This window comes from Pseudomonas weihenstephanensis (genome assembly GCF_016812185.1).
Taxonomy (GTDB): Bacteria; Pseudomonadota; Gammaproteobacteria; order Pseudomonadales; family Pseudomonadaceae; genus Aquipseudomonas; species Aquipseudomonas weihenstephanensis.
This window is the reverse complement of the sequence record NZ_JAAEBV010000004.1, coordinates 484,521-506,528: the sequence shown is the minus strand read 5'-3', so window position 1 is coordinate 506,528 and position 22,008 is coordinate 484,521. Positions and strand designations below refer to the sequence as shown.

General features: G+C 58.8%; 21 protein-coding genes and 1 other RNA gene. 12 read left to right on the top strand and 10 right to left on the bottom strand.

The window, feature by feature from the left end:
• Positions 1 to 52 precede the first annotated feature (52 nt).
• Together ubiD and GYN01_RS15825 are read left to right on the top strand one after the other, a co-directional pair.
• On the top strand, positions 53 to 1,519 hold the full coding sequence (gene ubiD / locus GYN01_RS15830; RefSeq protein ID WP_048364701.1) for a 4-hydroxy-3-polyprenylbenzoate decarboxylase: 1,467 nt from the start codon (positions 53 to 55) through the stop codon (positions 1,517 to 1,519).
• Positions 1,519 to 2,487, top strand: a complete 969-nt coding sequence (locus tag GYN01_RS15825; RefSeq protein WP_048400767.1) for a CDP-6-deoxy-delta-3,4-glucoseen reductase — start codon at positions 1,519 to 1,521, stop codon at positions 2,485 to 2,487. Before ubiD ends, GYN01_RS15825 begins: the two co-directional genes overlap by 1 nt.
• Positions 2,488 to 2,657: 170 nt before the next feature.
• On the opposite strand, the gene GYN01_RS15820 is transcribed toward GYN01_RS15825, so the two are convergent.
• Complete coding sequence (locus GYN01_RS15820; protein WP_048364768.1) at positions 2,658 to 3,107, bottom strand: hypothetical protein; 450 nt, start codon at positions 3,105 to 3,107, stop codon at positions 2,658 to 2,660.
• Positions 3,108 to 3,379: 272 nt separating this feature from the next.
• Here GYN01_RS15820 and GYN01_RS15815 point away from each other — a divergent pair, with 272 nt between their 5' ends.
• Complete coding sequence (locus GYN01_RS15815; RefSeq protein WP_048400765.1) at positions 3,380 to 4,027, top strand: gamma-glutamylcyclotransferase; 648 nt, start codon at positions 3,380 to 3,382, stop codon at positions 4,025 to 4,027.
• On the opposite strand, the gene glpT is transcribed toward GYN01_RS15815, so the two are convergent.
• On the bottom strand, positions 4,024 to 5,367 hold the full coding sequence (gene glpT, locus GYN01_RS15810) for a glycerol-3-phosphate transporter (protein ID WP_048364698.1): 1,344 nt from the start codon (positions 5,365 to 5,367) through the stop codon (positions 4,024 to 4,026). The genes GYN01_RS15815 and glpT overlap by 4 nt on opposite strands.
• A 275-nt stretch (positions 5,368 to 5,642) precedes the next feature.
• Here glpT and GYN01_RS15805 point away from each other — a divergent pair, with 275 nt between their 5' ends.
• Both GYN01_RS15805 and GYN01_RS15800 read left to right on the top strand, forming a co-directional pair.
• Positions 5,643 to 6,380 carry a TonB family protein gene (locus GYN01_RS15805; RefSeq protein WP_203307423.1) on the top strand — a complete coding sequence of 246 codons (738 nt, stop codon included), beginning with the start codon at positions 5,643 to 5,645 and terminating at the stop codon, positions 6,378 to 6,380.
• A 118-nt stretch (positions 6,381 to 6,498) separates the two neighbouring features.
• Entirely contained in the window at positions 6,499 to 6,903 is a 405-nt protein-coding gene (locus GYN01_RS15800; protein ID WP_048364697.1) for a flagellar basal body-associated protein FliL, read from the top strand.
• Positions 6,904 to 6,963: 60 nt separating this feature from the next.
• On the opposite strand, the gene GYN01_RS15795 is transcribed toward GYN01_RS15800, so the two are convergent.
• The 4 genes from GYN01_RS15795 to GYN01_RS15780 all read right to left on the bottom strand — a co-directional run bounded on the left by GYN01_RS15795 (position 6,964) and on the right by GYN01_RS15780 (position 12,425).
• Positions 6,964 to 8,082 (bottom strand): ABC transporter permease, encoded by a 1,119-nt coding sequence (locus GYN01_RS15795; RefSeq protein ID WP_203307422.1) that lies wholly within the window; start codon positions 8,080 to 8,082, stop codon positions 6,964 to 6,966.
• Positions 8,082 to 10,814, bottom strand: coding sequence for a ribosome-associated ATPase/putative transporter RbbA (gene rbbA, locus GYN01_RS15790; protein WP_203307421.1), 2,733 nt, complete (start codon positions 10,812 to 10,814; stop codon positions 8,082 to 8,084). The genes GYN01_RS15795 and rbbA overlap by 1 nt, the downstream gene beginning before the upstream one ends.
• A complete protein-coding gene (locus GYN01_RS15785; RefSeq protein WP_203307420.1) occupies positions 10,811 to 11,776 on the bottom strand; it encodes an HlyD family secretion protein in 966 nt (321 codons plus the stop codon). The genes rbbA and GYN01_RS15785 overlap by 4 nt, the downstream gene beginning before the upstream one ends.
• Before the next feature lie 199 nt (positions 11,777 to 11,975).
• Positions 11,976 to 12,425: an EVE domain-containing protein gene (locus GYN01_RS15780; protein WP_203307419.1), complete on the bottom strand. Its 450-nt coding sequence runs from the start codon at positions 12,423 to 12,425 to the stop codon at positions 11,976 to 11,978.
• A 194-nt stretch (positions 12,426 to 12,619) separates the two neighbouring features.
• Between GYN01_RS15780 and GYN01_RS15775 the strand changes: the two genes are divergently transcribed.
• On the top strand, positions 12,620 to 12,769 hold the full coding sequence (locus GYN01_RS15775; protein WP_087148757.1) for a hypothetical protein: 150 nt from the start codon (positions 12,620 to 12,622) through the stop codon (positions 12,767 to 12,769).
• A 24-nt stretch (positions 12,770 to 12,793) separates the two neighbouring features.
• Here GYN01_RS15775 and GYN01_RS15770 read toward each other — a convergent pair whose 3' ends face one another.
• From GYN01_RS15770 to GYN01_RS15755, 4 genes are all read right to left on the bottom strand, one after another.
• Positions 12,794 to 13,432, bottom strand: a complete 639-nt coding sequence (locus GYN01_RS15770; protein ID WP_048400760.1) for a 5-formyltetrahydrofolate cyclo-ligase — start codon at positions 13,430 to 13,432, stop codon at positions 12,794 to 12,796.
• 87 nt (positions 13,433 to 13,519) lie between these two features.
• A non-coding RNA gene (ssrS, locus tag GYN01_RS15765) (6S RNA) lies at positions 13,520 to 13,697 on the bottom strand.
• Positions 13,698 to 13,728: 31 nt separating this feature from the next.
• Positions 13,729 to 14,046, bottom strand: a complete 318-nt coding sequence (locus tag GYN01_RS15760; protein WP_048364691.1) for a cell division protein ZapA — start codon at positions 14,044 to 14,046, stop codon at positions 13,729 to 13,731.
• Entirely contained in the window at positions 14,043 to 14,252 is a 210-nt protein-coding gene (locus GYN01_RS15755) for a TIGR02449 family protein (RefSeq protein WP_048364690.1), read from the bottom strand. The genes GYN01_RS15760 and GYN01_RS15755 overlap by 4 nt, the downstream gene beginning before the upstream one ends.
• 134 nt (positions 14,253 to 14,386) lie before the next feature.
• On the opposite strand from GYN01_RS15755, the gene GYN01_RS15750 reads away from it, so the two are divergent.
• From GYN01_RS15750 to GYN01_RS15725, 6 genes are all read left to right on the top strand, one after another.
• Complete coding sequence (locus GYN01_RS15750) at positions 14,387 to 14,947, top strand: YecA/YgfB family protein (RefSeq protein WP_048364689.1); 561 nt, start codon at positions 14,387 to 14,389, stop codon at positions 14,945 to 14,947.
• Positions 14,948 to 14,976: 29 nt separating this feature from the next.
• Positions 14,977 to 16,311: a Xaa-Pro aminopeptidase gene (gene pepP, locus GYN01_RS15745; protein WP_203307418.1), complete on the top strand. Its 1,335-nt coding sequence runs from the start codon at positions 14,977 to 14,979 to the stop codon at positions 16,309 to 16,311.
• A complete protein-coding gene (gene ubiH, locus GYN01_RS15740) occupies positions 16,308 to 17,495 on the top strand; it encodes a 2-octaprenyl-6-methoxyphenyl hydroxylase (RefSeq protein ID WP_048364687.1) in 1,188 nt (395 codons plus the stop codon). Before pepP ends, ubiH begins: the two co-directional genes overlap by 4 nt.
• Positions 17,496 to 17,583: 88 nt before the next feature.
• Positions 17,584 to 18,801 carry a 2-octaprenyl-3-methyl-6-methoxy-1,4-benzoquinol hydroxylase gene (locus GYN01_RS15735; RefSeq protein WP_203307447.1) on the top strand — a complete coding sequence of 406 codons (1,218 nt, stop codon included), beginning with the start codon at positions 17,584 to 17,586 and terminating at the stop codon, positions 18,799 to 18,801.
• 212 nt (positions 18,802 to 19,013) lie between these two features.
• Positions 19,014 to 20,015, top strand: coding sequence for an extracellular solute-binding protein (locus GYN01_RS15730; RefSeq protein WP_048400752.1), 1,002 nt, complete (start codon positions 19,014 to 19,016; stop codon positions 20,013 to 20,015).
• Positions 20,016 to 20,277: 262 nt separating this feature from the next.
• Positions 20,278 to 21,894 carry an ABC transporter permease subunit gene (locus tag GYN01_RS15725; protein WP_203307417.1) on the top strand — a complete coding sequence of 539 codons (1,617 nt, stop codon included), beginning with the start codon at positions 20,278 to 20,280 and terminating at the stop codon, positions 21,892 to 21,894.
• Positions 21,895 to 22,008: the final 114 nt, after the last annotated feature.

Sequence of the window (22,008 nt, the reverse complement as noted above, 5' to 3'; positions counted from 1 at the left end):
GCGGGCGGCATTGCAGGTAGGATGTACGCCTATTTTGAGGGTGCCAACGTCAATGAAATTCAAGGATCTTCGGGATTTCGTGCAGCAGCTAGAGCAGCGCGGAGAGTTGAAACGCATCCAGATTCCCGTCTCTCCAGTGCTGGAGATGACCGAAATCTGCGACCGCACGCTGCGTGCCAAAGGCCCGGCGCTGTTGTTCGAGAACCCGACCGGCCACACGATCCCGGTGCTTGGCAACCTGTTCGGTACGCCTGAGCGCGTGGCGATGGGCATGGGGGCGGAGTCGGTCAGTGAATTGCGCGAAATCGGCAAGCTGTTGGCGTTCCTCAAGGAACCTGAGCCGCCTAAAGGTCTGAAAGACGCGTGGTCCAAATTGCCGATCTTCCGCAAGATCATTTCCATGGCCCCGAAAGTCGTCAAAGACGCGGTGTGCCAGGAAGTCGTGATCGAAGGCGATGATGTCGACTTGGCCATGTTGCCCGTTCAGCACTGCTGGCCGGGCGACGTGGCACCGTTGATTACGTGGGGCCTGACCGTTACCAAGGGACCGAACAAGGACCGCCAGAACCTCGGTATTTATCGTCAGCAAGTGATTGGCCGCAACAAAGTCATCATGCGTTGGTTGAGTCACCGGGGTGGCGCACTGGATTACCGCGAGTGGTGTGAAAAGCACCCCGGCCAGCCGTTCCCGGTATCGGTGGCCCTGGGTGCAGACCCTGCAACTATTCTCGGTGCGGTGACGCCGGTACCGGACAGCCTGTCCGAATACGCGTTCGCCGGGTTGCTGCGGGGCAATCGCACCGAGCTGGTGAAATGCCGCGGCAATGACCTGCAAGTGCCCGCCACCGCGGAAATCATCCTTGAAGGCGTGATTCACCCCGGCGAGATGGCCCCTGAAGGCCCTTACGGCGATCACACCGGTTACTACAACGAAGTGGACAGCTTTCCGGTGTTCACCGTTGAACGCATCACCCACCGGGTCAAACCGATTTACCACAGCACGTACACTGGCCGTCCACCGGATGAACCCGCGATTCTGGGTGTGGCACTCAACGAAGTGTTTGTACCGATCCTGCAAAAGCAGTTTCCGGAAATCACCGACTTCTACCTGCCGCCTGAAGGCTGCTCGTACCGCATGGCCATTGTGACCATGAAAAAGTCGTATCCGGGCCACGCCAAGCGGGTCATGCTAGGCGTGTGGTCATTTTTGCGTCAGTTCATGTACACCAAGTTCGTGATCGTGACCGATGACGACATCAATGCGCGTGACTGGAATGACGTGATCTGGGCGATCACGACGCGCATGGACCCCAAACGTGACACGGTCATGATCGAAAACACGCCAATCGACTACCTTGATTTCGCCTCGCCGGTATCGGGTCTTGGCTCAAAGATGGGGCTGGATGCGACGAATAAATGGCCGGGTGAAACCACGCGTGAATGGGGCCGAGTCATCGTCAAGGACGAGGCGGTGACACGCCGGGTCGATGACATCTGGAATCAATTAGGAATAGATTGATGCGAGTAACCTTGCAGCCATCAGGCGCGGTGTTGGACACCTTGCCTGGCGAGCCGATTTTGAATGCGGCGCAGCGTTTGGGCTATGAATGCCCACAAAGCTGTCGTAACGGTAATTGCCATGTGTGTGCCGCCTTGCTGGTAGAAGGCAGCGTGCAGCAGGCGGGCGAGACCCGTGATCATGGTGAGATTTACACCTGCCTGGCGCAGCCGCAGGAAGACTGCATCGTGTTGTGGGACGGTGTGCTTGCGTTAGGGGAGTTGCCGGTGAAAACCGTGTCGTGTCAGTTGGTTGAGTGCGTAGAAGTGGGCGGCGATGTGTGGCGGGTGCGCCTGCGCGCGCCGGCTGGCAAGGCGCCGCGTTATTACGCAGGCCAGTACGTGATGCTGGAGCGCGAGAACGGTGAAAAGTCCGCGTTCTCGCTGGCCAGTGCGCCGCACAGCGGGCGTGATCTTGAGCTGCATGTGCTGGTACGCGAAGACAGCGCCCTTAGCCTGATCGAACAATTGCAACGCAATGGCATGATCCGCGTTGAACTGCCGTTTGGTGATACGCATTTGTCCCAATTACCGGACGGCCCGCTGGTGCTGATTGCTGCCGGTACAGGCATGGCGCAGATGCACAGCCTGATCGAGCATTGCCGTAAGGAGGGTTTCCCGTACCCCGTGCACTTGTACTGGGGTGTGCGTCGTCCAGAAGACTTCTACACCTTGGAGGAATGGGACGCGTGGCAAAAAATCCCCAACCTGTACTTGCACAAAGTCGTGAGTGACTTGTGTGGTTGGGAGGGGCGCTGTGGGTTGTTGCACGAAGCAGTGTGCGAAGACATCAGCGACTTGAGCCGCGTGTATGTTTACGCCAGCGGTTCGCCTGCGATGGTTTACGGCACCCTCGATGCTTTGGTGAATGCAGGGATGGACGCTCACCAAATGCGCGCCGATGTATTCGCGTACTGTCCGCGGCCCTGATCCAACGCACTAGACAGGTAGTAACTGAGGAGTAATGCGAGGCTGTGATCAATGACGCAGCCGTCGCAAGGGCCTGCTCGCAGACAGTCTTCACGATTGCTTCGCAATCGGACGCCGCCTGCGGCAGCGGCTACGCGTTGCTGGCCCGCCAGAATCACGCGCGCCTGTCGTTAAAAGCGCAATCCGGTGGTAATCATCGCTGCATTGAACCCCAGCAACACCAACTCGGCAGCGACCGGCCCGTAGTGAGCGCCCACTGAGGGAATAATGACCGGCGCCACCCCAAAGCGGTTGAGCGGGATCTTGTCTTGATACTCGCCGTGATAGCCTTCCAGCAACCCGCCTGTCAGCTTGAAATACACCGGGTACGTGTCGCTGTCGAAGCGTTTACCGGCGTAGGCGTAGTACGAACGCTGGCGAAACGAGTTGCGAAATGTTGCCCCGCCCACCAGCCATCCAGACCGGTCGTGGTACTCAAGGCCGATCAGATCCTGGTTGTTATTGTGCTCGGGGTCGGGCGAAAAGTGCTTGGTGTAGACGCTGGTTTGTACGTACCAAAAGTCTTTGTCTTTCTCTTGCGTGTCATCTTGCGCCATCGCGGCGCTGGCGTTGAGCAACATCAACAAGCCACAGATTCCTGATTTCTTCATGCGTGGACCTCTGTTGGCAGTTAGGCGTGCGCCTGTGGCGAGCGACTATAGAGAGATTGGTTGCGGGGAACCTGAACCTGACCCGAACAGATCAACATAGACACACCTGAGCGTAGCGTTGGTTTACAGCACTGACAGGCCATATATCTGGCGGCGCGAGTCATTTCTTTTTGAGTGCTATAAGATTCGGCACGCGATGTTGTTTAACTCATGCTGGCGCGTAAGGCCCATCCTCATTTGTTATGACTGTTATCGAATCTGCCTGTCTGCCCCCTGCTTATCCCCCGCGACTTGACCTCGGGGCGCCGTTGACCCCCGAACAATTGCTGCGTTCTTTGCATGGCACTATGGCGCGCCATAAAGGTGGCCCGGTGTGGCTGTTTGCTTATGGTTCACTGATCTGGCGACCCGAATGTGCAGCGGTCGAACGCGTGCGTGGCCGTGTGCACGGCTACCATCGCGGGCTGTATTTGTGGTCTCACGAACATCGCGGCACACCGCAGTGGCCAGGCTTGGTCTTTGGGCTGGATCGCGGTGGTTCGTGCAGCGGCTTTGCCTATCGGCTGGCGGAAGAAAACCTCGATGCGGCACTTTATGCGCTGTGGTTGCGCGAAATGCCGGTGCCGTCCTATCGGCCACATTGGCTCACCTGCCGTCTTGAGGATGGCAGCCAGGTTCAGGCGTTGGGATTTGTATTAGAGCGGCATTTGCCCAGCTATGCGGGCAACCTGCCAGATGACGTGTTGGATCAGGTACTGGCCAACGCCAGCGGGCGTTACGGCAGCACCCGCGATTACGTCGAGCAAACCGTAAGCGCCCTGCGTAGCCACGCCATGCCAGATCGAAACCTGGAGGCGCGGCTCAAGCGCTGCACAACGATCAAGCGTTAAGCATGACGCTCTTCGCTGGCTTCTTTTTTGTGGCGCAGGGTGGGGATCATGAACGCAATGGCCAATAGGCAAGCGCTGATGAGTAGCACGAAGCCACCATCCCAGCCGAAGTGGTCAACCAGGTAGCCCATGGCTGCGCTGGCCGCTACCGAACCGCCCAGGTAACCGAACAGCCCGGTGAAGCCTGCTGCCGTACCGGCGGCCTTCTTGGGGGCCAGTTCCAGTGCCTGCAAACCGATCAGCATCACCGGCCCGTAGATCAGGAAGCCAATGGAAAACAGCGCGATCATGTCCACGGTGGGGTTGCCCGGCGGGTTGAGCCAGTACACCAGCGTCGCAACGGTCACCAGCGCCATGAACACAATGCCGGTCAGGCCGCGATTACCACGGAAGATCTTGTCCGACATCCAGCCGCACAGCAGCGTGCCAGGGATACCCGCCCACTCATAGAAGAAGTACGCCCACGACGTGGTATCCACGGTGAAATGCTTGGCTTCTTTCAGGTACGTCGGCGCCCAGTCGAGCACGCCGTAGCGCAGCAGATAAACGAACACGTTGGCCAGGGCGATGTACCACAGCATTTTGTTGCGCAGCACGTATTTGACGAAAATCTCTTTGGCGCTGAATTCGTCTTCGTGGCTTGCGTCGTAACCGGCGGGGTAATCGTTCTTGTATTGCTCAATCGGCGGCAAACCGACGGACTGCGGGGTGTCGCGCATGGTCACAAAGGCAAACAGCGCCACCAGCAGCGCCACGGTGGCCGGTACGTAAAACGCTGCGTGCCAGTCGTTAAACCAGGCCATACCCAGCAAGAACAGCGGGCCAATCAGACCGCCGCCCACGTTGTGCGCCACGTTCCACACGGAGACCACACCGCCGCGTTCTTTCTGCGACCACCAGTGGACCATCGTGCGGCCACTGGGCGGCCAGCCCATGCCCTGCGCCCAGCCGTTGATGAACAGCAGAATGAACATCATGGTGACGCTGGACGTTGCCCAAGGTGCGAAACCGAAAATGAACATGACGGCCGCTGAAATCAGCAAACCAAAGGGCAGAAAGAACCTCGGGTTGGAGCGGTCGGACACCAGGCCCATGAGGAACTTCGACAAGCCGTAAGCGATGGCAATCGCCGACATGGCAAGGCCCAATTGACCGCGGGTGTAGCCCTCGTCGATCAAGTACGGCATGGCCAGCGAGAAGTTTTTACGCAGCAGGTAATAGCCTGCGTAACCAAAAAAGATACCGGCGAAAATCTGCCATCGCAGGCGTCGATAAGTGCTGTCTATTTTTTCAGCAGGCAGCGGGGCCTGATGTGCGGCAGGTCGGAAAAAAGCAAACATTCAAGAGCTCCAAATTTCTTGTTATATCGGCGGGCCCGAACGTTACATTTTCGTTACCGAAAATGACAGGTCTTCTCATCTGAAACGAAGGGAAACAACTCACATGGCATGTTCACTTATGAACATGTCGCACAGGTATAAAACGACCCGCTGCCCAATACAGGTTTCAAATGTGGGAAATGCCCTGAAACCGACAGATTAAGCCTCTGTTCTGATGTTTATAAGGGCTGTGCGAGCGGTTTGATCGGAAGCCTCCCACGAGAGGTTCGGAGCCTATGACCTGCAAGAATTGGCTACACATTTTTATTATTGACCGCTTCTGCGTGGACCTGGCGCATCAGCAAATGTGGGGCATGGCAGTGAAGTGTTTAGTGGTGTTGGTCGGGTTACTGATGTGCTTAAACGCGGGTGCGGATACGTTTGCGCCATCGCTCATCTACCAGGTGGAGCCTCAATACCCCACTGAGTTGCAACGCATGGGTATGAGCGGCGTAGTCCGGGTGCACGTTATGGTGAGCGCGGAGGGTTCGGTGGTTGATCCGAACATTTTTTACAGCGCTCATCCGGCGTTTTCGAGCGCCACCCAAGATGTTATTCGTGAGTGGCGGTTTTCGAGCTGGCCGCTTGAGGGTGATAGCCCGAAGCAGGTTGAGATGATCGCGTGGCTGGTGTTGAGCTTGGGTGAAGGGCGTGCAGCGGTGGGGGACATACGCACATTCGACCTTGGCGGTGCCACCTGCCTTCAGCTCAATAATGAAATCGCCCAACACAGGCGGCGAAATATAAATGTACCGCTCACTCAGCTCACCTTGTTTGCGGTTACTCAGCACCGGTTGATCGACCTGTATGTCGAGAAAAAGCTGTCTACCCAACAATTCTCGGACGCGATGTCTGATTTTTCACAGGGCATGATCAAAACAACACGCACCTGTCAGAAAAAAGTCAGTCGCCCGTTTGTGGAGGCGTTACCGCAGAGCGTGCAGGCATTACGGGTGCCCAGTACGCAGACCTGACACGGGTGCGCGCATTGGTCTCAATGGGCTACTTTTCTGTAAACACTGGCCGATAACAGTGGATAGGCCCGTAAGCAGCCCCGTATGCTTGCCCGCAAACCGTACAAAGGAGCGAATTGTGAAAGCGTGGATCATGTTGATGCTGGCCCTGTCCTTGCCGATGGCAGCAGTCGCCGAAGAAGCCAAAGAGGGTGACACCAAGGTCAGCTACATCAGCCTGAGCCCGCCATTTGTGGGTAATTACGGTCTGGATGGCAGCCCGAAACTCAAGGTGTACAAGGCGGATATTGCCCTGCGCGTGACGGGCGATGAAGCCGCCAAACTGGTCAAGGCCAACGATGCGCTGATCCGCAATCAGTTGGTGGGTTTGTTCACCCAGCAGACCAGCGAAACCCTGGGCAATGTCGAGAATAAGGAAAAACTGCGTCAGGAGGCCCTGAAGCAGATCCAGCAGGTGATGACGGATGAAACCGGCAAGCCGCAGATCGATGATTTGCTGTTCAACAATTTGATTGTTCAGTAAACGCACGCTCTGTAGGCACTGAACGGGCCGCGAGCAAGCCCGGTGCCTACAGGTGTTGCGTTATGAGGCCAGGCTTTTGCGAAACCGGCTGAGCGCGATGGCGAAGAACAACAGCCCGATTGCCGTCAGTGCCAACACGTCTGGCCACACCACCTCGATGCCGGCACCGCGAAACAGAATCGCTGCGCTCAAGCTCACAAAGTGAGTCGACGGCGAACACTGCATCACCCATTGCAGCCACTCAGGCATGCTGTCCAGCGGCGTACTGCCGCCCGAGAGCAAAAGCATGGGGATGATTACCGGGATCGCCAACAGTCCGAACTGGGGCGTTGAACGGGCCAGTGTCGCAAGAAATATCCCCAGCGCGGTGCTGGCAAACAGGTAAAGCGCCGTCACGCCCAGAAACAAAGCCAAAGACCCCGCCAGCGGTACGCCCAGCGCCCATTTGACGATCACTTCCAGCGACACCCAGGTGCAGAGCACCACCACCAGCATGTTGCTCCAGATCTTGGCCAGCATGATTTCCAGCGCCGTGAGCGGCAGCACCAGCAAATGGTCGAGGGTGCCGTGTTCGCGCTCGCGCAGCAGCGCCGTACCGGTCAACACAATCGCCAGAATGGTGATGTTGTTGACGATCTGAATCACTGCCAAAAACCAGCCGCCCTCCAGGTTGGGGTTGAACAGTGCCCGCGCGCTGATCAATGCCGGGGTGTTGGCGGCCGCATTGGCCTGCCCGGTGTAGTCGAGCAATTCGCGCTGGAAGATCCGCCCGATATACCCAGCGCCCATGAACGCCTGGCTCATGGCCGTTGCATCCACGTTGACCTGTACACCCGGCTCACGCCCGGCTAACAGGTCAGCCTGAAAGTTGGCGGGCACGTTGATCACGAAGGTGTATTGGCCACCGTCCATCGACGCATCCAGTTGATCGTAGGGCAGAGCCTGTGGGGGTTTGAATTCGGGTGGCAGCAATGATTCGCTGAGTTTGCGTGACAGGGCGCTGTGGTCTTCATCGACAATCGCGACGCTGGCGTTGTGCACGCCAATGATCGAACCCGCCGCAGGCATGTAAATCGCAACGGTGAAGGCATAGAGCAAAAACAGCAGCAACACGCTGTCGTGCCGCAGGCTGGTGAGTTCTTTAAGGCCAAGGCGCAGGATATGCGAGAGCTTGTGCATCACACCTCCTGCTTCTTGAGCATGATCAAACTCAAACCGGTAAAGGCCGCGAAGAACCCCAGCAGCGCCAGGCATTGCGGCCACAGTTGGCGCACGTCCAAAGCCTTGGTGAAGGTGCCGACGGCGATGTCCAGAAAATGCCCGGCCGGGAACAGCATGCCCATCAGTGCGGCCGAACCGTCCAGCGAGGAGCGCGGCACAATCAGGCCCGAGAACTGAATCGTTGGCAGGCTGGTGATGATCATCGTGCCTAAAATGGCCGCGATTTGGGTGCGGGTGAAGGCAGAAATCAACAAGCCCATGCTGGTTGTCGCCAGCACGTATAGCAGCCCGCCGAGCGCCAGCGTCAAGCCGCTGCCTTTAAAGGGCACACCAAACAGCCAGCGGTTCATGGCCACCAACAACGCCAGGTTGACCAGGCTCACTGCCAGATACGGCGCCTGTTTGCCCAGTAAGAACTCTAGCCGGGTCAGTGGTGTGGCGTAAAAGTTGGTGATGGAACCCAGTTCTTTTTCGCGCACGATGCCCAGCGCCGTGAGCATGGCCGGAATAAATGCCAGGATCAGCGCCATTACACCAGGGCCAATGGCGTTGACGCTGACCACATCCTGGTTGTAGCGAAAACGGGTTTCGAGTTTGGCGCCAGCCTGTTTGTTTTGCCTCAAGCTGCTGAGGGCGGCCAGTTGCTCCAGGTTGGCCGTGTGCACGGCTTCGACATAGTTGCGGCTGGTTTCAGCGCGAAACGGCATGCCGCCATCCAGCCATGCCGCCACCGTGGGCTGGCGTCCGGCGTACAGGTCGCGGCCAAATCCGGGGGGGATTTCCAACGCAATTTTTATCTCCGAGCGTTGCAGGCGTTTATGCAGTTCGTCAGTGCTTTGGATCGGCGCATGCTCTTCGAAGTAGCGCGAACTGCGGAAGGCTTCGAGGTAAGCGCGGCTTTGCGGGCTTTGGTCCTGGTCATACACGGCGAACGCGAGGTTTTCCACGTCCAGCGAAATGCCGTATCCGAAGATCACCATCATGAACACCGCGCCCAACAAGGCGAAGGCCATGCGCACTTTGTCGCGCAACAGCTCTTTGGACTCGCGGCTGGCCACGGCAATCAAACGCGACAGGCTGAACCCGCTTTTGCTCGGCGGTGGTGGCGCGTTAATGGCCGGGCGTTGGACTGACTCGGCGGTGGGCTGCTCGCTGGCGCCTTGTTCGTTTTGGGCCTGCTCCAGGCAGGTGACGAACGCGGCTTCCAGCGTCTCGCCCTTGAACTGTTGTTGCAGCGCATCGGGGGTGTCGCATGCCAACACTTTGCCGGCGTGCATCAACGAAATGCGGTCGCAGCGCTGGGCTTCGTTCATGAAGTGGGTGGACAAAAAAATCGTCACGCCCTGATCCCGCGACAGTTCAATCAGCAACCGCCAGAAATCATCACGCGCTGCCGGGTCGACGCCGGAAGTCGGCTCATCAAGAATCAACACCTCGGGGCGATGCAGCACCGCGACCGCCAGCGATAAACGCTGGCGCAGGCCCAGTGGTAATTCGCCGGACTGCTGATCGGCAATTTCTGCAAGGTCGAAACGCGTGATCAGTTCCTCGATGCGCGCGCGGCTGTCTACCTTGGGCAAGTCGAATAACTGTGCGTGCAGCACCAGGTTTTGGCGCACGCTCAACTCGCCGTACAGCGAGAAGCTTTGCGACATGAAACCCACGCGTTTGCGGGTGGCTAAATCTTTGGCGTCCACCGGGTTACCGAGCAACTTGGCGCTGCCTTCGGTGGCGGGCATCAGCCCGGTCAGGACTTTCATGGTGGTGGTTTTGCCACAGCCGTTGGAGCCGAGAAAACCGAAAATCTCCCCCCGGCCGATGGCAAAGCTAACCTTGTTTACGGCCGTGAAATCGCCAAATTTGAGGGTCAGGTCATGGGCTTCAATGGCGATGTCATTGTTGCCGTGAGTGCGCGGCGCAATGACCAGCGGCTCATTGCTGTGGCCCGTATCACCCTGATAGTGCGTGAACGCAGCGTCGAGTTTGCCAGTGGCGGTAACCCCTGCCAGTGCGGGGGTCAGCCCGGACGCAATCAATGTGCCGCGATCGAGCATCAAGCAGTGCTCGAACTGCTCGGCCTCCTCCATGTAGGCGGTGGCTACCAGCAAGGTCAGTTGAGGGCGCTGGCTGCGAACATCGTCGACCAACTCCCAAAAACGTCGGCGTGACAGCGGGTCGACGCCCGTGGTGGGTTCGTCGAGGATCAGCAAGTCGGGTTCGTGAATCAGCGCGCAGCACAACCCCAGTTTTTGCTTCATCCCGCCTGACAGCTTACCGGCCGGGCGTTCGGCAAAACGTTCGAGGTCAGTGGCCTTGAGCAGGTTGGCCATGCGCTGTTCGCAGTCGTCTTTGGACAGGCCGAACAGGGTGCCGAAAAAACGGATGTTTTCGCTGATCGACAACTCCGGGTACAGGTTGCCGCCCAAGCCCTGGGGCATAAATGCAATCAGCGGGTAGAGCGTGTTGCGGTGGTGGCGGTCGTCAATCGGGCCGCCGAGCACCTCAAGGGCGCCGTGTTGCAGTTTTTTGACCCCTGCAATCAGGCCCAGCAAGCTGGATTTTCCTGCGCCATCCGGACCAATCAGCCCGCAACGCGTGCCTTTGGGTAGGCTGAACGTGATATCGCGCAGTGCCTGCTGCTTGCCATACCGGTGGCTGATGCCACTGGCGTTCAGCGCCAGGTCGCTCATTGCAGATTAGCCGGCCAGTCCACGTCGGCGGTTCGCACATACCCGGCGCCCGGCATGCCCGGTTTGGCTTGCGGCACGGCGCTGGGGTCGGTGAGGCGCAATTTGACGCGGAACACCAGTTTTTGACGCTCGTCGCGAGTTTCGACCTCTTTGGGGGTGAACTGTGACTTGGCCGCGACGAAGCTGATTTTGGCAGGCAGTGCCTGACCGGGCAGGGCATCGAGCACGATCCGCGCCTGGGCGCCGACTGTCAGTTTGCCGACCACCGAGGCGGGCAGGTACAGGTTCATGTACTGGTCGCTGGGGTCGATCATCATAAATACGCGTCCGCCTGCGCCCAGCACTTCGCCGGGCTCGGCAAGGCGCAGTTGAATCACGCCGTCGATGGGCGCACGCAGGCTGCTGTCATCTATTTCGCTGGTGAATTGCGCCACTTGTGCTTCGTTGGCGTGGATAGCAGCCCTGGCTGCGGCGACTTGGGCTTGCGCGGCGACCACGGCGGCGTTGCTGGTGTCAAAGCGCGCTTGTTGCTGATCCAGCAGTTGGCCGCTGGCAAATCCGCGCTGAGCCAGTTGGCGGAAGCGTTTGAGTTCTTGGCTGGCGAGCAGTTTTTCGCTTTGGCGCAACTGCACGTTAGCTTCATTGGCCGCCAGGGTTTGGCGGGCGCGCAACACTTCGGCTTCCGCCTGGTTGCGTGATGCTTCAAGGGTGCGGGTGTCCATGCGGGCCAGCAGTTGGCCTTTGGTCACACGGTCGCCTTCGTCCACGAGTACATCGGCGAGGCGCCCCGGGATTTTGGCGGCAATTTGTACTTCTGTGGACTCTAGTCGGCCGTTGCCCATGCTGATGCCTTCAGGGAGACGGTCATGCTGGGATTTCCAGTAACCGAACCCACCTGCTGCCATCAGCAGGATTGCCAAAGGAATAACGAAATAATGGGAAATACGGTGATTCTTCGACATGCCGACATCCTGTGTCACAGAGCGCTCTAGTTTGACGGTCTCACTGCCTTGGCGGTTTGATGCCAGTCAAAGGAAGGGCAAAGGGTAGACGCTTATATCGGATGTTGCCCGGTAAATCCTGAGGTCGCAGCCCAAGGCGGCGAAGGGGACCGCAGCCCGTCACTTTCACAGCCACCGTCAGCGGCCATACGTTGGGGTATTACAACAACCCCATCACCACCGCCCACTGCTCATCGGTTATGGGCATCACGGAAAGACGGCTGCCTTTTTGTACCAGCGGCATTTCAGCCAGTGCGGTTTGTTGCTTCAGGTAGTCGAGTTTGATCACCTTGGCAAACGTTTGCTCGTGCGCTACCTGCAATGCGCTCCACGGGTTTTTCTCGGCGCTGGCCTTGGGGTCGAAGTAATGGCTTTGCGGGTCGAGTGCCGTGGGGTCAGGATAAGCCGCTTCAATGATGCGCCCGATGCCGGCAATGCCCGGTTGGGGGCAACTGGAGTGATAGAAGAAGAACAGATCGCCCACCGCCATCGCCCGCATGAAGTTGCGCGCCTGATAGTTGCGCACGCCGTCCCAGCGCGCTTCGCCCCTGCGCTGTAAATCTGTGATAGAGAACTCGTCAGGCTCGGACTTCATCAGCCAATAGGCCATTTTTCTTCTCCTGAAATACGGTGTGAAAGTTTTTCTTGAAACATTTTGTTAAACCGACAGCCGGTTGACGTCATCGTTTGCGTGTCTTAACAGGTTGTCGCAGAATGCCGGGATTTTAAGCTTGACGCTGCTGCACGGCCTATAACAAAAACCGTTGCTGTCATCGTGTTGATTTGCCTGAAGGGGGGCAATCGATGAAACGCAAACCGGATGTACTGTGGGTATTGGCTTTTTTGTTCGGTTTGGGCGTGGTTACAACGGGGTATGCGCAAAGTCTTTGGTCCAACTCGACCGATGCGCCGATTGAACTGGCTCAACAGCAAGTCCCACCTTTTAAGCGCTAAATGTTCGTGTGTTAAAAACAGTGTTCAGGCATCGCGCCGGTCGTGATGCCCTGGCGGTAGGTGGGCGACGTACCACTGTTTGTCCGAGACGGTGCCTTGTAGCGGCACATCCCAACTGGCTTGCATCAGGCTATCGACCTTTTGGCATTCGTGGGCCAGGCCCAGTAACGTTGGCTTGCGCCAGTATTGGCGCCGTGTCAGATACGCCAGGCTGCGGTCATAAAAGCCGCCGCCCATGCCCAGTCGTCCGCCTGTTGCATCAAACCCCACCAATGGCAACAACACCAGGTCGAGCGCCCAGACCTTGCGTTGACGTGCGCGGTGAATACGCGGTTCGAGGATACGAAAGCGGTTGGGGATCAATGTTTCGTCGGGTGCGATGCGCTGAAACACCATTTTGGTCTTCGGCCAGGCACTGAGCACGGGCAGGTACACGGCCTTGCCCCGGCGCTGTGCTTCGCGCAGCAACACGCGCGGATCGATTTCACCGTCAGTGGGCAGGTAGAGTGCGATGTGTTTGGCGCGGCGAAACAGCGGATGCTGTGCCAGTTGTCGATACAGGCCACGGGCTGCCAGGCGTTGCGCGCAGGGCGAAAGTTCGCGGCGGGCATTGCGCAACAGTCGGCGAAGTTGCGGGCGGGTAGGCGGCGCAGGTTCGGTCATGGTGGCGTGCTGTTCAAGGTCGAGTCACCGGACGGTCAACTCGTTAAAGCCAATGCCAGCACAAAGCTGGCATTGCGCTAAGAAATCAGGCTCCCCGACGTACCGCTGTCGGCTTGGCCCTTGAACCCGAAAGTTCAAGGTGGAAGTTGCAGTAGACCTTAAGGCTTTCCGTCGAGCGGACATGCACACCGGTCCAACGTGCAAGCTCCAGGGTAGTGCGAATCGGCTCAGGGACATCGCTAACTGGCGAATACTCCAGGGAGTGGCGCGAGTATACCCCAAAGAAACCTTTTGAATCAGCTCTGACGTTCGTTCGGATCAGTGGCAAGCACCAGATCGACCCGGTCAAGCAGGTCGCGCACCTGTTCGCGGGTGGAGCTGCTGGTCTGAACTTCGGCGATCTCCTGCTTGTGCAGCAGGTCGTGGGTGATATTGAGGGCGGCCATCACGGCGATACGATCGGCACCAATCACTTTGCCGCTGCTGCGAATTTCGCGCATCTTGCCGTCCAGATAACGGGCCGCGCTCACCAGGTTGGTGCGCTCTTCCTGGGGGCACATGATCGAATACTCTTTATCGAGGATGTGCACAGTGACGCTATTGCTTGAACTCATGAGTCTTGCTCCAGGGCTTTGAGGCGCGAAATCATCGATTCCACCTTGTGTCGGGCGATTTCGTTTTTTTCAATGAGGTGCGCGCGTTCCTCGCGCCAAGTCTTTTCTTGAGCTAGTAAGAGTCCGTTTTGACTTTTAAGTTGCTCGACCCGGCCAATCAGGCGTTCGAGTCTAGCCATCAGTTCATGCAGGTCGGTGTCTTCCATTGTGTCCTACTGTGTATTTTCTGATGGATGGTCACCATCAGGCGCTTTGACGCCTCGATGGTCTGGCTCGCCTGCCGATGCTAGGATACAAGCCCTCCATTCTAGACATAGCGCCGCTTGGCGCCTAGCTGACCATGCCTATTCAGAACTCCCCGTATCACGCCTTTGCCGCCCTGCTGACCAACAACGGCCATAACGTTTCGCCTGCTGAACTGCACGGCCTGTTGCTGGGGCGCAGTTGTGCCGGCGCAGGCTTCGATGCCGACAGCTGGTTGGCCGATGCCAAAGAGCTGTTCCACGAAAATGAAATCAGTGACAACGTACGCAATGCCCTGATCGGTTTGCAAGAGATGGTCAAAGGTGAATTGACCGGTGACGACATGACCGTCGTGCTGCTGTTGCCGAGCGATGACGCATCACTGACCGACCGCGCTGCTGCATTGGGCGAGTGGTGCCAGGGTTTCCTGTCCGGCTTCGGCCTTAACTCTCAGGGCGTTGACTTGAGCGTTGAGGGCCAGGAAGTGCTGCAAGACCTGGCCGCCATCGCCCAGGTGCAAGATGCCCTGGAAGAGTCCGAAGACGGTGAAAGCGACTATATGGAAGTGATGGAATACTTGCGCGTCGCGCCGCTGCTGCTGTTCACCGAAACCAAAAAAACGGCTGAGCCTGCTCCAGTCAAGCCTTCGTTGCACTGATCGACCGCCAAGAGGAAACCCGTCTGCCCATGATCCATATCCCGAAATCGGAATACGCACGTCGCCGCAAGGCGCTCATGGCGCAGATGGAGCCCAACAGCATCGCGATATTGCCTGCGGCGCCGGTGGCGATTCGCAATCGAGATGTTGAGCACGTGTACCGTCAGGAAAGCAATTTTCAGTACCTGAGCGGTTTTCCTGAGCCTGAAGCCGTGATTGTGTTGATCCCGGGTCGGGCTCATGGCCAATACGTGTTGTTTTGCCGTGAGCGCAACCCTGAGCGCGAGCTGTGGGACGGAGTGCGCGCAGGGCAAGAAGGCGCCATACGTGACTTTGGCGCGGACGACGCGTTCCCGATTACCGACATCGACGACATCCTGCCGGGCCTGATTGAAGGCCGCGAGCGGGTGTATTCGGCGATGGGCAGCAACCCCGAATTCGACCGCCACTTGATGGAGTGGATCAACACCATTCGCTCCAAGGCCAGCCTGGGTGCGCAACCGCCCAACGAATTCGTTGCTCTGGATCATCTGCTGCATGACATGCGCCTGTATAAATCGGCGGCAGAAATCAAAGTCATGCGCCACGCGGCGCAAATTTCGGCCCGTGCGCATGTCCGTGCCATGCAAGCCAGCCGTGCAGGCTTGCATGAGTACAGCCTTGAAGCCGAGCTGGATTACGAGTTTCGTAAAAGCGGCGCGAAAATGCCGGCCTATGGCTCAATCGTCGCGTCGGGTGACAACAGCTGCATTCTTCACTATCAGCAGAACGACGCCCTGCTTAAAGACGGCGATCTGGTCTTGATTGATGCGGGCTGTGAGATCGACTGCTACGCCAGTGACATTAGCCGAACGTTTCCCGTAAGCGGGAAATTTTCGCCGGAACAAAAAGCAATTTATGAATTGGTGTTGGCTTCGCAAGAAGCAGCATTTGCCGATATTGCGCCCAATAAGCACTGGAACCAGGCGCACGAGGCCACGGTTCGGGTGATTACAGCAGGTCTGGTTGATTTGGGCTTGTTGCAGGGCGAGGTGGATGAGCTGATTGCCAGCGAGGCCTATAAAGCGTTTTACATGCACCGCGCCGGTCATTGGCTGGGGCTGGATGTGCATGACGTGGGTGAATACAAGGTCGGTGGAGAGTGGCGCGTGCTGGAAGCAGGCATGACCCTCACCGTTGAGCCCGGTATTTACATCAGCCCGAACAATCTGAATGTCGCCAAAAAATGGCGCGGCATTGGTGTGCGGATCGAGGACGACGTAGTGGTCACCAAACATGGCTGTGACATTCTGACCGGCGACGTGCCCAAAACCGTCGCTGACATCGAAGCCTTGATGGCGGCGGCAAAGGCGCGCGTGGCATGAGTCGCACCAACCTGGCAATCATTGGTGGCGGCCTGGTGGGCGCAAGCCTTGCGCTGGCGTTGCAAGCCGGGGCCAAGGCGCGGGGCTGGAAGATCGTCCTGATCGAGCCTTTTGCCCCCGGCAACAGCTACCAGCCGAGCTACGACGCCCGCTCGTCGGCGCTGAGCTATGGCGCGCGGCAAATTTATGAGCGGCTGGGGCTGTGGCAGTCCATCGCCCCCCGTGCCGAGCCGATCAAGGATATTCACGTTTCTGACCGTGGTCGTTTCTCCACCGCACGGTTGTCGGCGCTTGAAGAAGGTGTCCCTGCGCTGGGTTATGTGGTCGAAAACGCCTGGTTGGGCCAGTGCTTGTGGAAGGGCCTGGACCCGGACGTGATCAGTTGGCGCTGCCCGGCCGAAGTGACCCGCATGCAGCCCCTCGAAGACGGCTACCGCCTGACCTTGAACGATGAAACCACGCTGGACTGCGACCTGGCAGTACTGGCCGACGGCGGTCGTTCGGGGCTGCGCGAGCAGTTGGGCATTCATGTCAGCAAGCGCCCTTATGACCAAAGCGCGTTGATCGCCAACATCACCCCCAGCCAAGCCCACGGCGGCATGGCCTTCGAGCGCTTCACCGAAGAAGGGCCGATGGCATTGCTGCCGTTGCCCGAAAACCGCTGTGCGCTGGTCTGGACCCGGCTAGGTATGGATGCCGAGCGTCTGGCAGCGCTGGATGAACGCCGCTTCCTCAGCGAGTTGCAGGGCGTGTTTGGCTATCGCCTGGGCACCCTCAAACAGGTGGGGGCGCGCCATTTGTACCCGCTCACGTTGATCGAGGCGCAAGAGCAAGTACGCCCGCACCTTGCGGTGCTCGGCAACGCTGCGCACAGCCTGCACCCGATTGCCGGGCAGGGTTTTAACTTGTCGTTGCGGGACGCGGACGCCTTGGCCCGGACGCTGTTGGCGAGTGATGAAAAACTCGGCGACTTCGCCACTTTGCTGAGTTATCAACAGCGCCAAACACTCGATCAGCAACTGACCATCGGCTTCTCGGATCAGGTAACACGCCTGTTTGGCAGCGATCAGACCCTGATTTCGTTCGGTCGCAACCTTGGCTTGCTGGGCCTTGATCTGCTACCACCGGCCAAGCGCTGGTTTGCCCGTCAGGCGATGGGGCTGGGCACTCGCGCAGACAGTTGATGACGACCGGGGCGAATACGTCCCGTGTCGGTCCATTTTTATTCAGGTGCGGCGAATGCTGCTCACGAGACAGGCTTAAAGCATGGAAATGCGCGCAGATGTGCTGATTGTTGGGGCCGGAATGGTCGGAAGCGCCTTGGCGCTGGCGCTCAAAGACAGCGGTTTGAAAATCGTGCTGCTCGACGGCGGGCCGCTGAGCGTCAAACCGTTCAGGGGTGACGACGCCTTCGAGCCTCGGGTCAGCGCCTTGTCGGCGGCCAGCCAGCGCATTTTGCAACGCCTTGGTGCATGGGACGGCATTGTCGCTCGCCGCGTCAGCCCGTATTCGCACATGCACGTGTGGGACGGCAGCGGCACCGGCCAGATCCACTTCTCGGCCGTCAGTGTGCATGCCGAGGTGCTGGGCCACATCGTCGAAAACCGCGTAGTGCAAGACGCCTTGCTCGACAGTTTGCAGGGCGTGGACATTGAATTACTGGCCAATGCCCGTCTTGAGCAAATGCGCCGCTCTGGCGATGACTGGCTGCTGACCCTGGCCGATGGCCGCACCCTGCGTGCGCCCTTAGTGATTGCCGCCGACGGCGCCAACTCGGCTGTGCGACGTCTGACCGGTTGCCAGACCCGCGAATGGGACTACATGCATCACGCCATTGTTGCCAGCGTGCGCTGCGCTCAACCGCATCAGCAGACCGCCTGGCAACGCTTCACCGATCACGGCCCGCTGGCGTTCTTGCCCTTGCAGCGTGACGGCCAGCAAGACTGGTGCTCGATCGTGTGGTCCACCACCCCCGAACAAGCGCAGCACTTGATGGCACTGGAGGATGACGCGTTCTGCCGTGAACTGGCGCTGGCGTTTGAAGGGCGTCTGGGCCCTGTATTGAGCGCCGATTCACGGGTTTGCGTGCCGCTGCGTCAACGGCATGCCAAACGCTACGTGGCTGAGGGGCTGGCGCTGATTGGCGATGCGGCCCACACCATTCATCCGTTGGCCGGGCAGGGCGTCAACCTGGGCTTCCTTGACGCAGCAGTGCTGGCGCAGGTGATCTTGCACGCGGTTGATCGTGGTGAGCGGTTGGCGGATGTCAAAGTGCTGAGCCGTTTCGAGCGGCGTCGCATGCCTCACAATCTGGCACTGATGGCCGCAATGGAAGGTTTCCAGCGGTTGTTTCAGGCCGACTCGTTAAGCACCCGGCTGCTGCGCAACAGCGGCTTGAAATGGGTGAATCAGATGCCCGAAGCCAAAGCCCTGTTCGTGCGCCAGGCGCTGGGCCTCACCGGCGACCTGCCACCGTTGGCCAAGGCTTAAATGTCTGTAGCCGCTGCCGCAGGCTGCGATGGGTTGCGCAGCGACCCCGTTCTTTAAAAGCGAAGGGCCTGCGGTCCTTATCGCAGCCTGCGGCAGCGGCTACAGAGGCTTTCTGCAACATCTGGTAACGCCTCCGGGGCGAGTTAGGTTGAGATGGCAAATGTGATTCACTACCATTTACGCCCGATTCGCATTGAGAGAGACCGCCCCTCATGTTGGCACCCAAGCGTCTACTGACTGCCCTGGCCCTCACCGTTTTTGCCAGCGGTGTTTCTGCTGCCGATGAAGTGGTGGTGTACTCCTCGCGTATCGATGAGCTGATCAAGCCGGTATTTGACGCCTACACCGCCAAAACCGGGGTTAAGGTCAAGTTCATCACCGACAAGGAAGCGCCGCTGATGCAGCGCATCAAGGCTGAGGGCCAAAATGCCACCGCCGACCTGCTGCTCACGGTCGATGCCGGCAACCTGTGGCAAGCCGAGCAGATGGGCATCCTGCAACCGTTCACTTCGCCCGTTATCGACAAAAACATCCCGCCTCAATACCGCTCCTCGTCCCACGAATGGACGGGTTTGAGCCTGCGCGCCCGGACCATCGCCTATTCCACCGACCGGGTTAAGCCCGAAGAACTGTCGACCTACGAGGCATTGGCTGACAAAAACTGGGAAGGCCGCCTGTGCCTGCGCACGGCCAAGAAGGTGTATAACCAGTCGCTGACCGCCACCATGATTGAGGTGAACGGTCCTGAAAAAACCGAAGAAATCCTCAAGGGCTGGGTCAACAACCTGTCCACCGACGTGTTCTCGGATGACATTGCGGTGTTGGAAGCAATCAACGCCGGGCAGTGCGACGTGGGCATCGTTAACACGTACTACTACGGCCGTTTGCACAAGCAGAAGCCGGATCTGGCGGTGAAGTTGTTTTGGCCCAATCAGGCCGACCGGGGTGTTCACGTCAACCTGTCGGGCATTGGCCTGACCAAATACGCGCCGCACCCTGAAGCGGCCAAAGCGTTGGTTGAATGGATGACCACGCCTGAGGCACAGTCGATTTTTGCGGGCACTAACCAAGAGTTCCCGGCTAACCCGAGCGTGCCGCCTTCTGCCGAAGTGGCCAGTTGGGGTGAGTTCAAGGCTGATGCCTTGCCGGTTGAAGTGGCAGGCAAGCGCCAGGCTGAAGCGATCCGCATGATGGACCGTGCTGGCTGGAATTGATGGGTGTGAAGTGCAGCAAGCCCTCACCCCAACCCTCTCCCGGAGGGAGAGGGAGCTGATTGAAGTGTGTTTGAGATTGCATGCGCTCAGTTCATTCGCTTGGGGAGAGGGTGATGAACGTGAGACCACACGCGGTCAGTCTCCTCTCCCCCCGGGAGGGGGTTAGGGTGAGGGGCTTTTGATTCTGTTGAAAGACGCTTCGAACATCGTGTAGCTACGCAACATACAATCCCTCGCCTTGCCCACCTTTCGAGAGTTTTTCGTGGCCCATCCTGCCCAACGTCGCTGGTACCCGCTGGTATTCACCATTGCCGCTCTGGTACTGCTGCCCTTGAGCGTCTTGTTGCTGTCTTGGCAAAGCGTGGACACCCAGATCTGGAGCCATTTGTGGGACACACAAATGCCGCGGCTGTTGGGCAACACGCTCACATTGATCGTCGGGGTGGGTATCGGGGTCACGATGCTCGGGGTCAGCCTGGCATGGCTCACCAGCCTGTGTGAATTCCCCGGCAGGCGCTGGCTGGACTGGGCCTTGATGCTGCCGTTTGCGATTCCAGCCTACGTGCTGGCGTTTGTATTCGTCGGTCTGCTGGATTTCGCCGGGCCGGTGCAGACGCTGCTACGCGAGTGGTTTGGCATGGGGCTGCGATTGCCCCGCGTGCGTTCCACCGGTGGCGTGATCATTGTGCTGATTCTGGTGTTTTACCCGTATGTCTATTTGCTGGCACGAACGGCGTTCCTGGCGCAGGGCAAAGGCCTGATGGAAGCCGCACGGGTGCTGGGCCAAAGCCCGTGGCAGGCATTCTGGCGAGTGGCATTGCCGATGGCACGGCCGGCGATTGGTGCCGGTGTGGCGCTGGCGCTGATGGAAACCCTGGCCGATTTCGGCGCGGTGTCGGTGTTCAATTTCGACACTTTTACCACGGCTATTTATAAGACCTGGTATGGCTTTTTTAGCCTGTCCACCGCTGCGCAATTGGCCAGTTTGCTGTTGTTGGTGGTGATGCTGGTGCTTTACGGCGAGCGTCGTGCCCGGGGCGCCAACCGCGCCAGCAATGAGCGCCCGCGCACCAAGGCCTTGTATGCCCTCAAAGGTCCCAAGGCCTGGCTGGCCAGCGGTTGGTGCGCACTGGTGTTTGCCTGCGCGTTCGTGATTCCGATGCTGCAACTGGTGGTGTGGTTCTGGCAGCGCGGGCGCTTTGATCTCGATGAGCGCTACACCGGCCTCATCCTGCACACCTTGTATTTGGGCAGCATGGCGGCGTTGATCACCGTGAGTGTGGCGTTGGTTTTGGCGTTCGCCCGACGTCAGGCGCCCACGCAGGCCATTCGCGCCGGGGTCAGCCTGGCGAATCTGGGCTACGCCTTGCCGGGTTCCGTGTTGGCCGTCTCGATCATGTTGGCGTTCAGTTACCTGGACCGCGAACTGGTCATTCCCCTGTCTGGCTGGTTGGGCGGGGCGGGCAAGCCGCTGCTACTGGGCAGCCTGTCGGCCTTGCTGATGGCGTATCTGGTGCGATTCATCGCAGTGGCCTATGGCCCGCTCGAAAACAGTCTGGCGCGTATTCGACCGTCCTTGCCCGAAGCGGCGCGCAGTTTGGGGGTGAGTGGCCCGCGACTGTTTTTCAAAGTGTATCTGCCGTTATTACTGCCGGGCACGTTGAGTGCTGCGCTGTTGGTCTTTGTCGATGTGCTTAAGGAAATGCCCGCCACCCTTCTAATGCGGCCCTTTGGCTGGGACACGCTGGCCGTTCGCATCTTCGAAATGACCAGTGAAGGCGAGTGGGCACGGGCTTCTCTGCCCGCACTGACGTTGGTCCTGGTGGGTTTGTTGCCGGTCATCGGGTTGATTAGACGCTCAGCCCATCGCATCGGTTAGGTGCCAGCCCCCCGGCATGCGGCTACAATGCGCGGCATTCGGTGCGGTCTGTCAATCAGGCCAGGTTCCCTGCGCAGCGTCAGAAAGCTACGTTATGTGGTTTGAAGCGCTCTG

What these genes read in the sequence shown, in the direction of transcription:
- ubiD (WP_048364701.1), top strand. Translation starts at nt 53, where the DNA reads ATGAAATTCAAGGATCTTCGGGATTTCGTGCAGCAGCTAGAGCAGCGC.
- GYN01_RS15825 (WP_048400767.1), top strand. Translation starts at nt 1,519, where the DNA reads ATGCGAGTAACCTTGCAGCCATCAGGCGCGGTGTTGGACACCTTGCCT.
- GYN01_RS15820 (WP_048364768.1), bottom strand. Translation starts at nt 3,107, where the DNA reads ATGTTGCTCAACGCCAGCGCCGCGATGGCGCAAGATGACACGCAAGAG.
- GYN01_RS15815 (WP_048400765.1), top strand. Translation starts at nt 3,380, where the DNA reads ATGACTGTTATCGAATCTGCCTGTCTGCCCCCTGCTTATCCCCCGCGA.
- glpT (WP_048364698.1), bottom strand. Translation starts at nt 5,367, where the DNA reads ATGTTTGCTTTTTTCCGACCTGCCGCACATCAGGCCCCGCTGCCTGCT.
- GYN01_RS15805 (WP_203307423.1), top strand. Translation starts at nt 5,643, where the DNA reads ATGACCTGCAAGAATTGGCTACACATTTTTATTATTGACCGCTTCTGC.
- GYN01_RS15795 (WP_203307422.1), bottom strand. Translation starts at nt 8,082, where the DNA reads ATGCACAAGCTCTCGCATATCCTGCGCCTTGGCCTTAAAGAACTCACC.
- rbbA (WP_203307421.1), bottom strand. Translation starts at nt 10,814, where the DNA reads ATGAGCGACCTGGCGCTGAACGCCAGTGGCATCAGCCACCGGTATGGC.
- GYN01_RS15785 (WP_203307420.1), bottom strand. Translation starts at nt 11,776, where the DNA reads ATGTCGAAGAATCACCGTATTTCCCATTATTTCGTTATTCCTTTGGCA.
- GYN01_RS15780 (WP_203307419.1), bottom strand. Translation starts at nt 12,425, where the DNA reads ATGGCCTATTGGCTGATGAAGTCCGAGCCTGACGAGTTCTCTATCACA.
- GYN01_RS15775 (WP_087148757.1), top strand. Translation starts at nt 12,620, where the DNA reads ATGAAACGCAAACCGGATGTACTGTGGGTATTGGCTTTTTTGTTCGGT.
- GYN01_RS15770 (WP_048400760.1), bottom strand. Translation starts at nt 13,432, where the DNA reads ATGACCGAACCTGCGCCGCCTACCCGCCCGCAACTTCGCCGACTGTTG.
- GYN01_RS15760 (WP_048364691.1), bottom strand. Translation starts at nt 14,046, where the DNA reads ATGAGTTCAAGCAATAGCGTCACTGTGCACATCCTCGATAAAGAGTAT.
- GYN01_RS15755 (WP_048364690.1), bottom strand. Translation starts at nt 14,252, where the DNA reads ATGGAAGACACCGACCTGCATGAACTGATGGCTAGACTCGAACGCCTG.
- GYN01_RS15750 (WP_048364689.1), top strand. Translation starts at nt 14,387, where the DNA reads ATGCCTATTCAGAACTCCCCGTATCACGCCTTTGCCGCCCTGCTGACC.
- pepP (WP_203307418.1), top strand. Translation starts at nt 14,977, where the DNA reads ATGATCCATATCCCGAAATCGGAATACGCACGTCGCCGCAAGGCGCTC.
- ubiH (WP_048364687.1), top strand. Translation starts at nt 16,308, where the DNA reads ATGAGTCGCACCAACCTGGCAATCATTGGTGGCGGCCTGGTGGGCGCA.
- GYN01_RS15735 (WP_203307447.1), top strand. Translation starts at nt 17,584, where the DNA reads ATGCGCGCAGATGTGCTGATTGTTGGGGCCGGAATGGTCGGAAGCGCC.
- GYN01_RS15730 (WP_048400752.1), top strand. Translation starts at nt 19,014, where the DNA reads ATGTTGGCACCCAAGCGTCTACTGACTGCCCTGGCCCTCACCGTTTTT.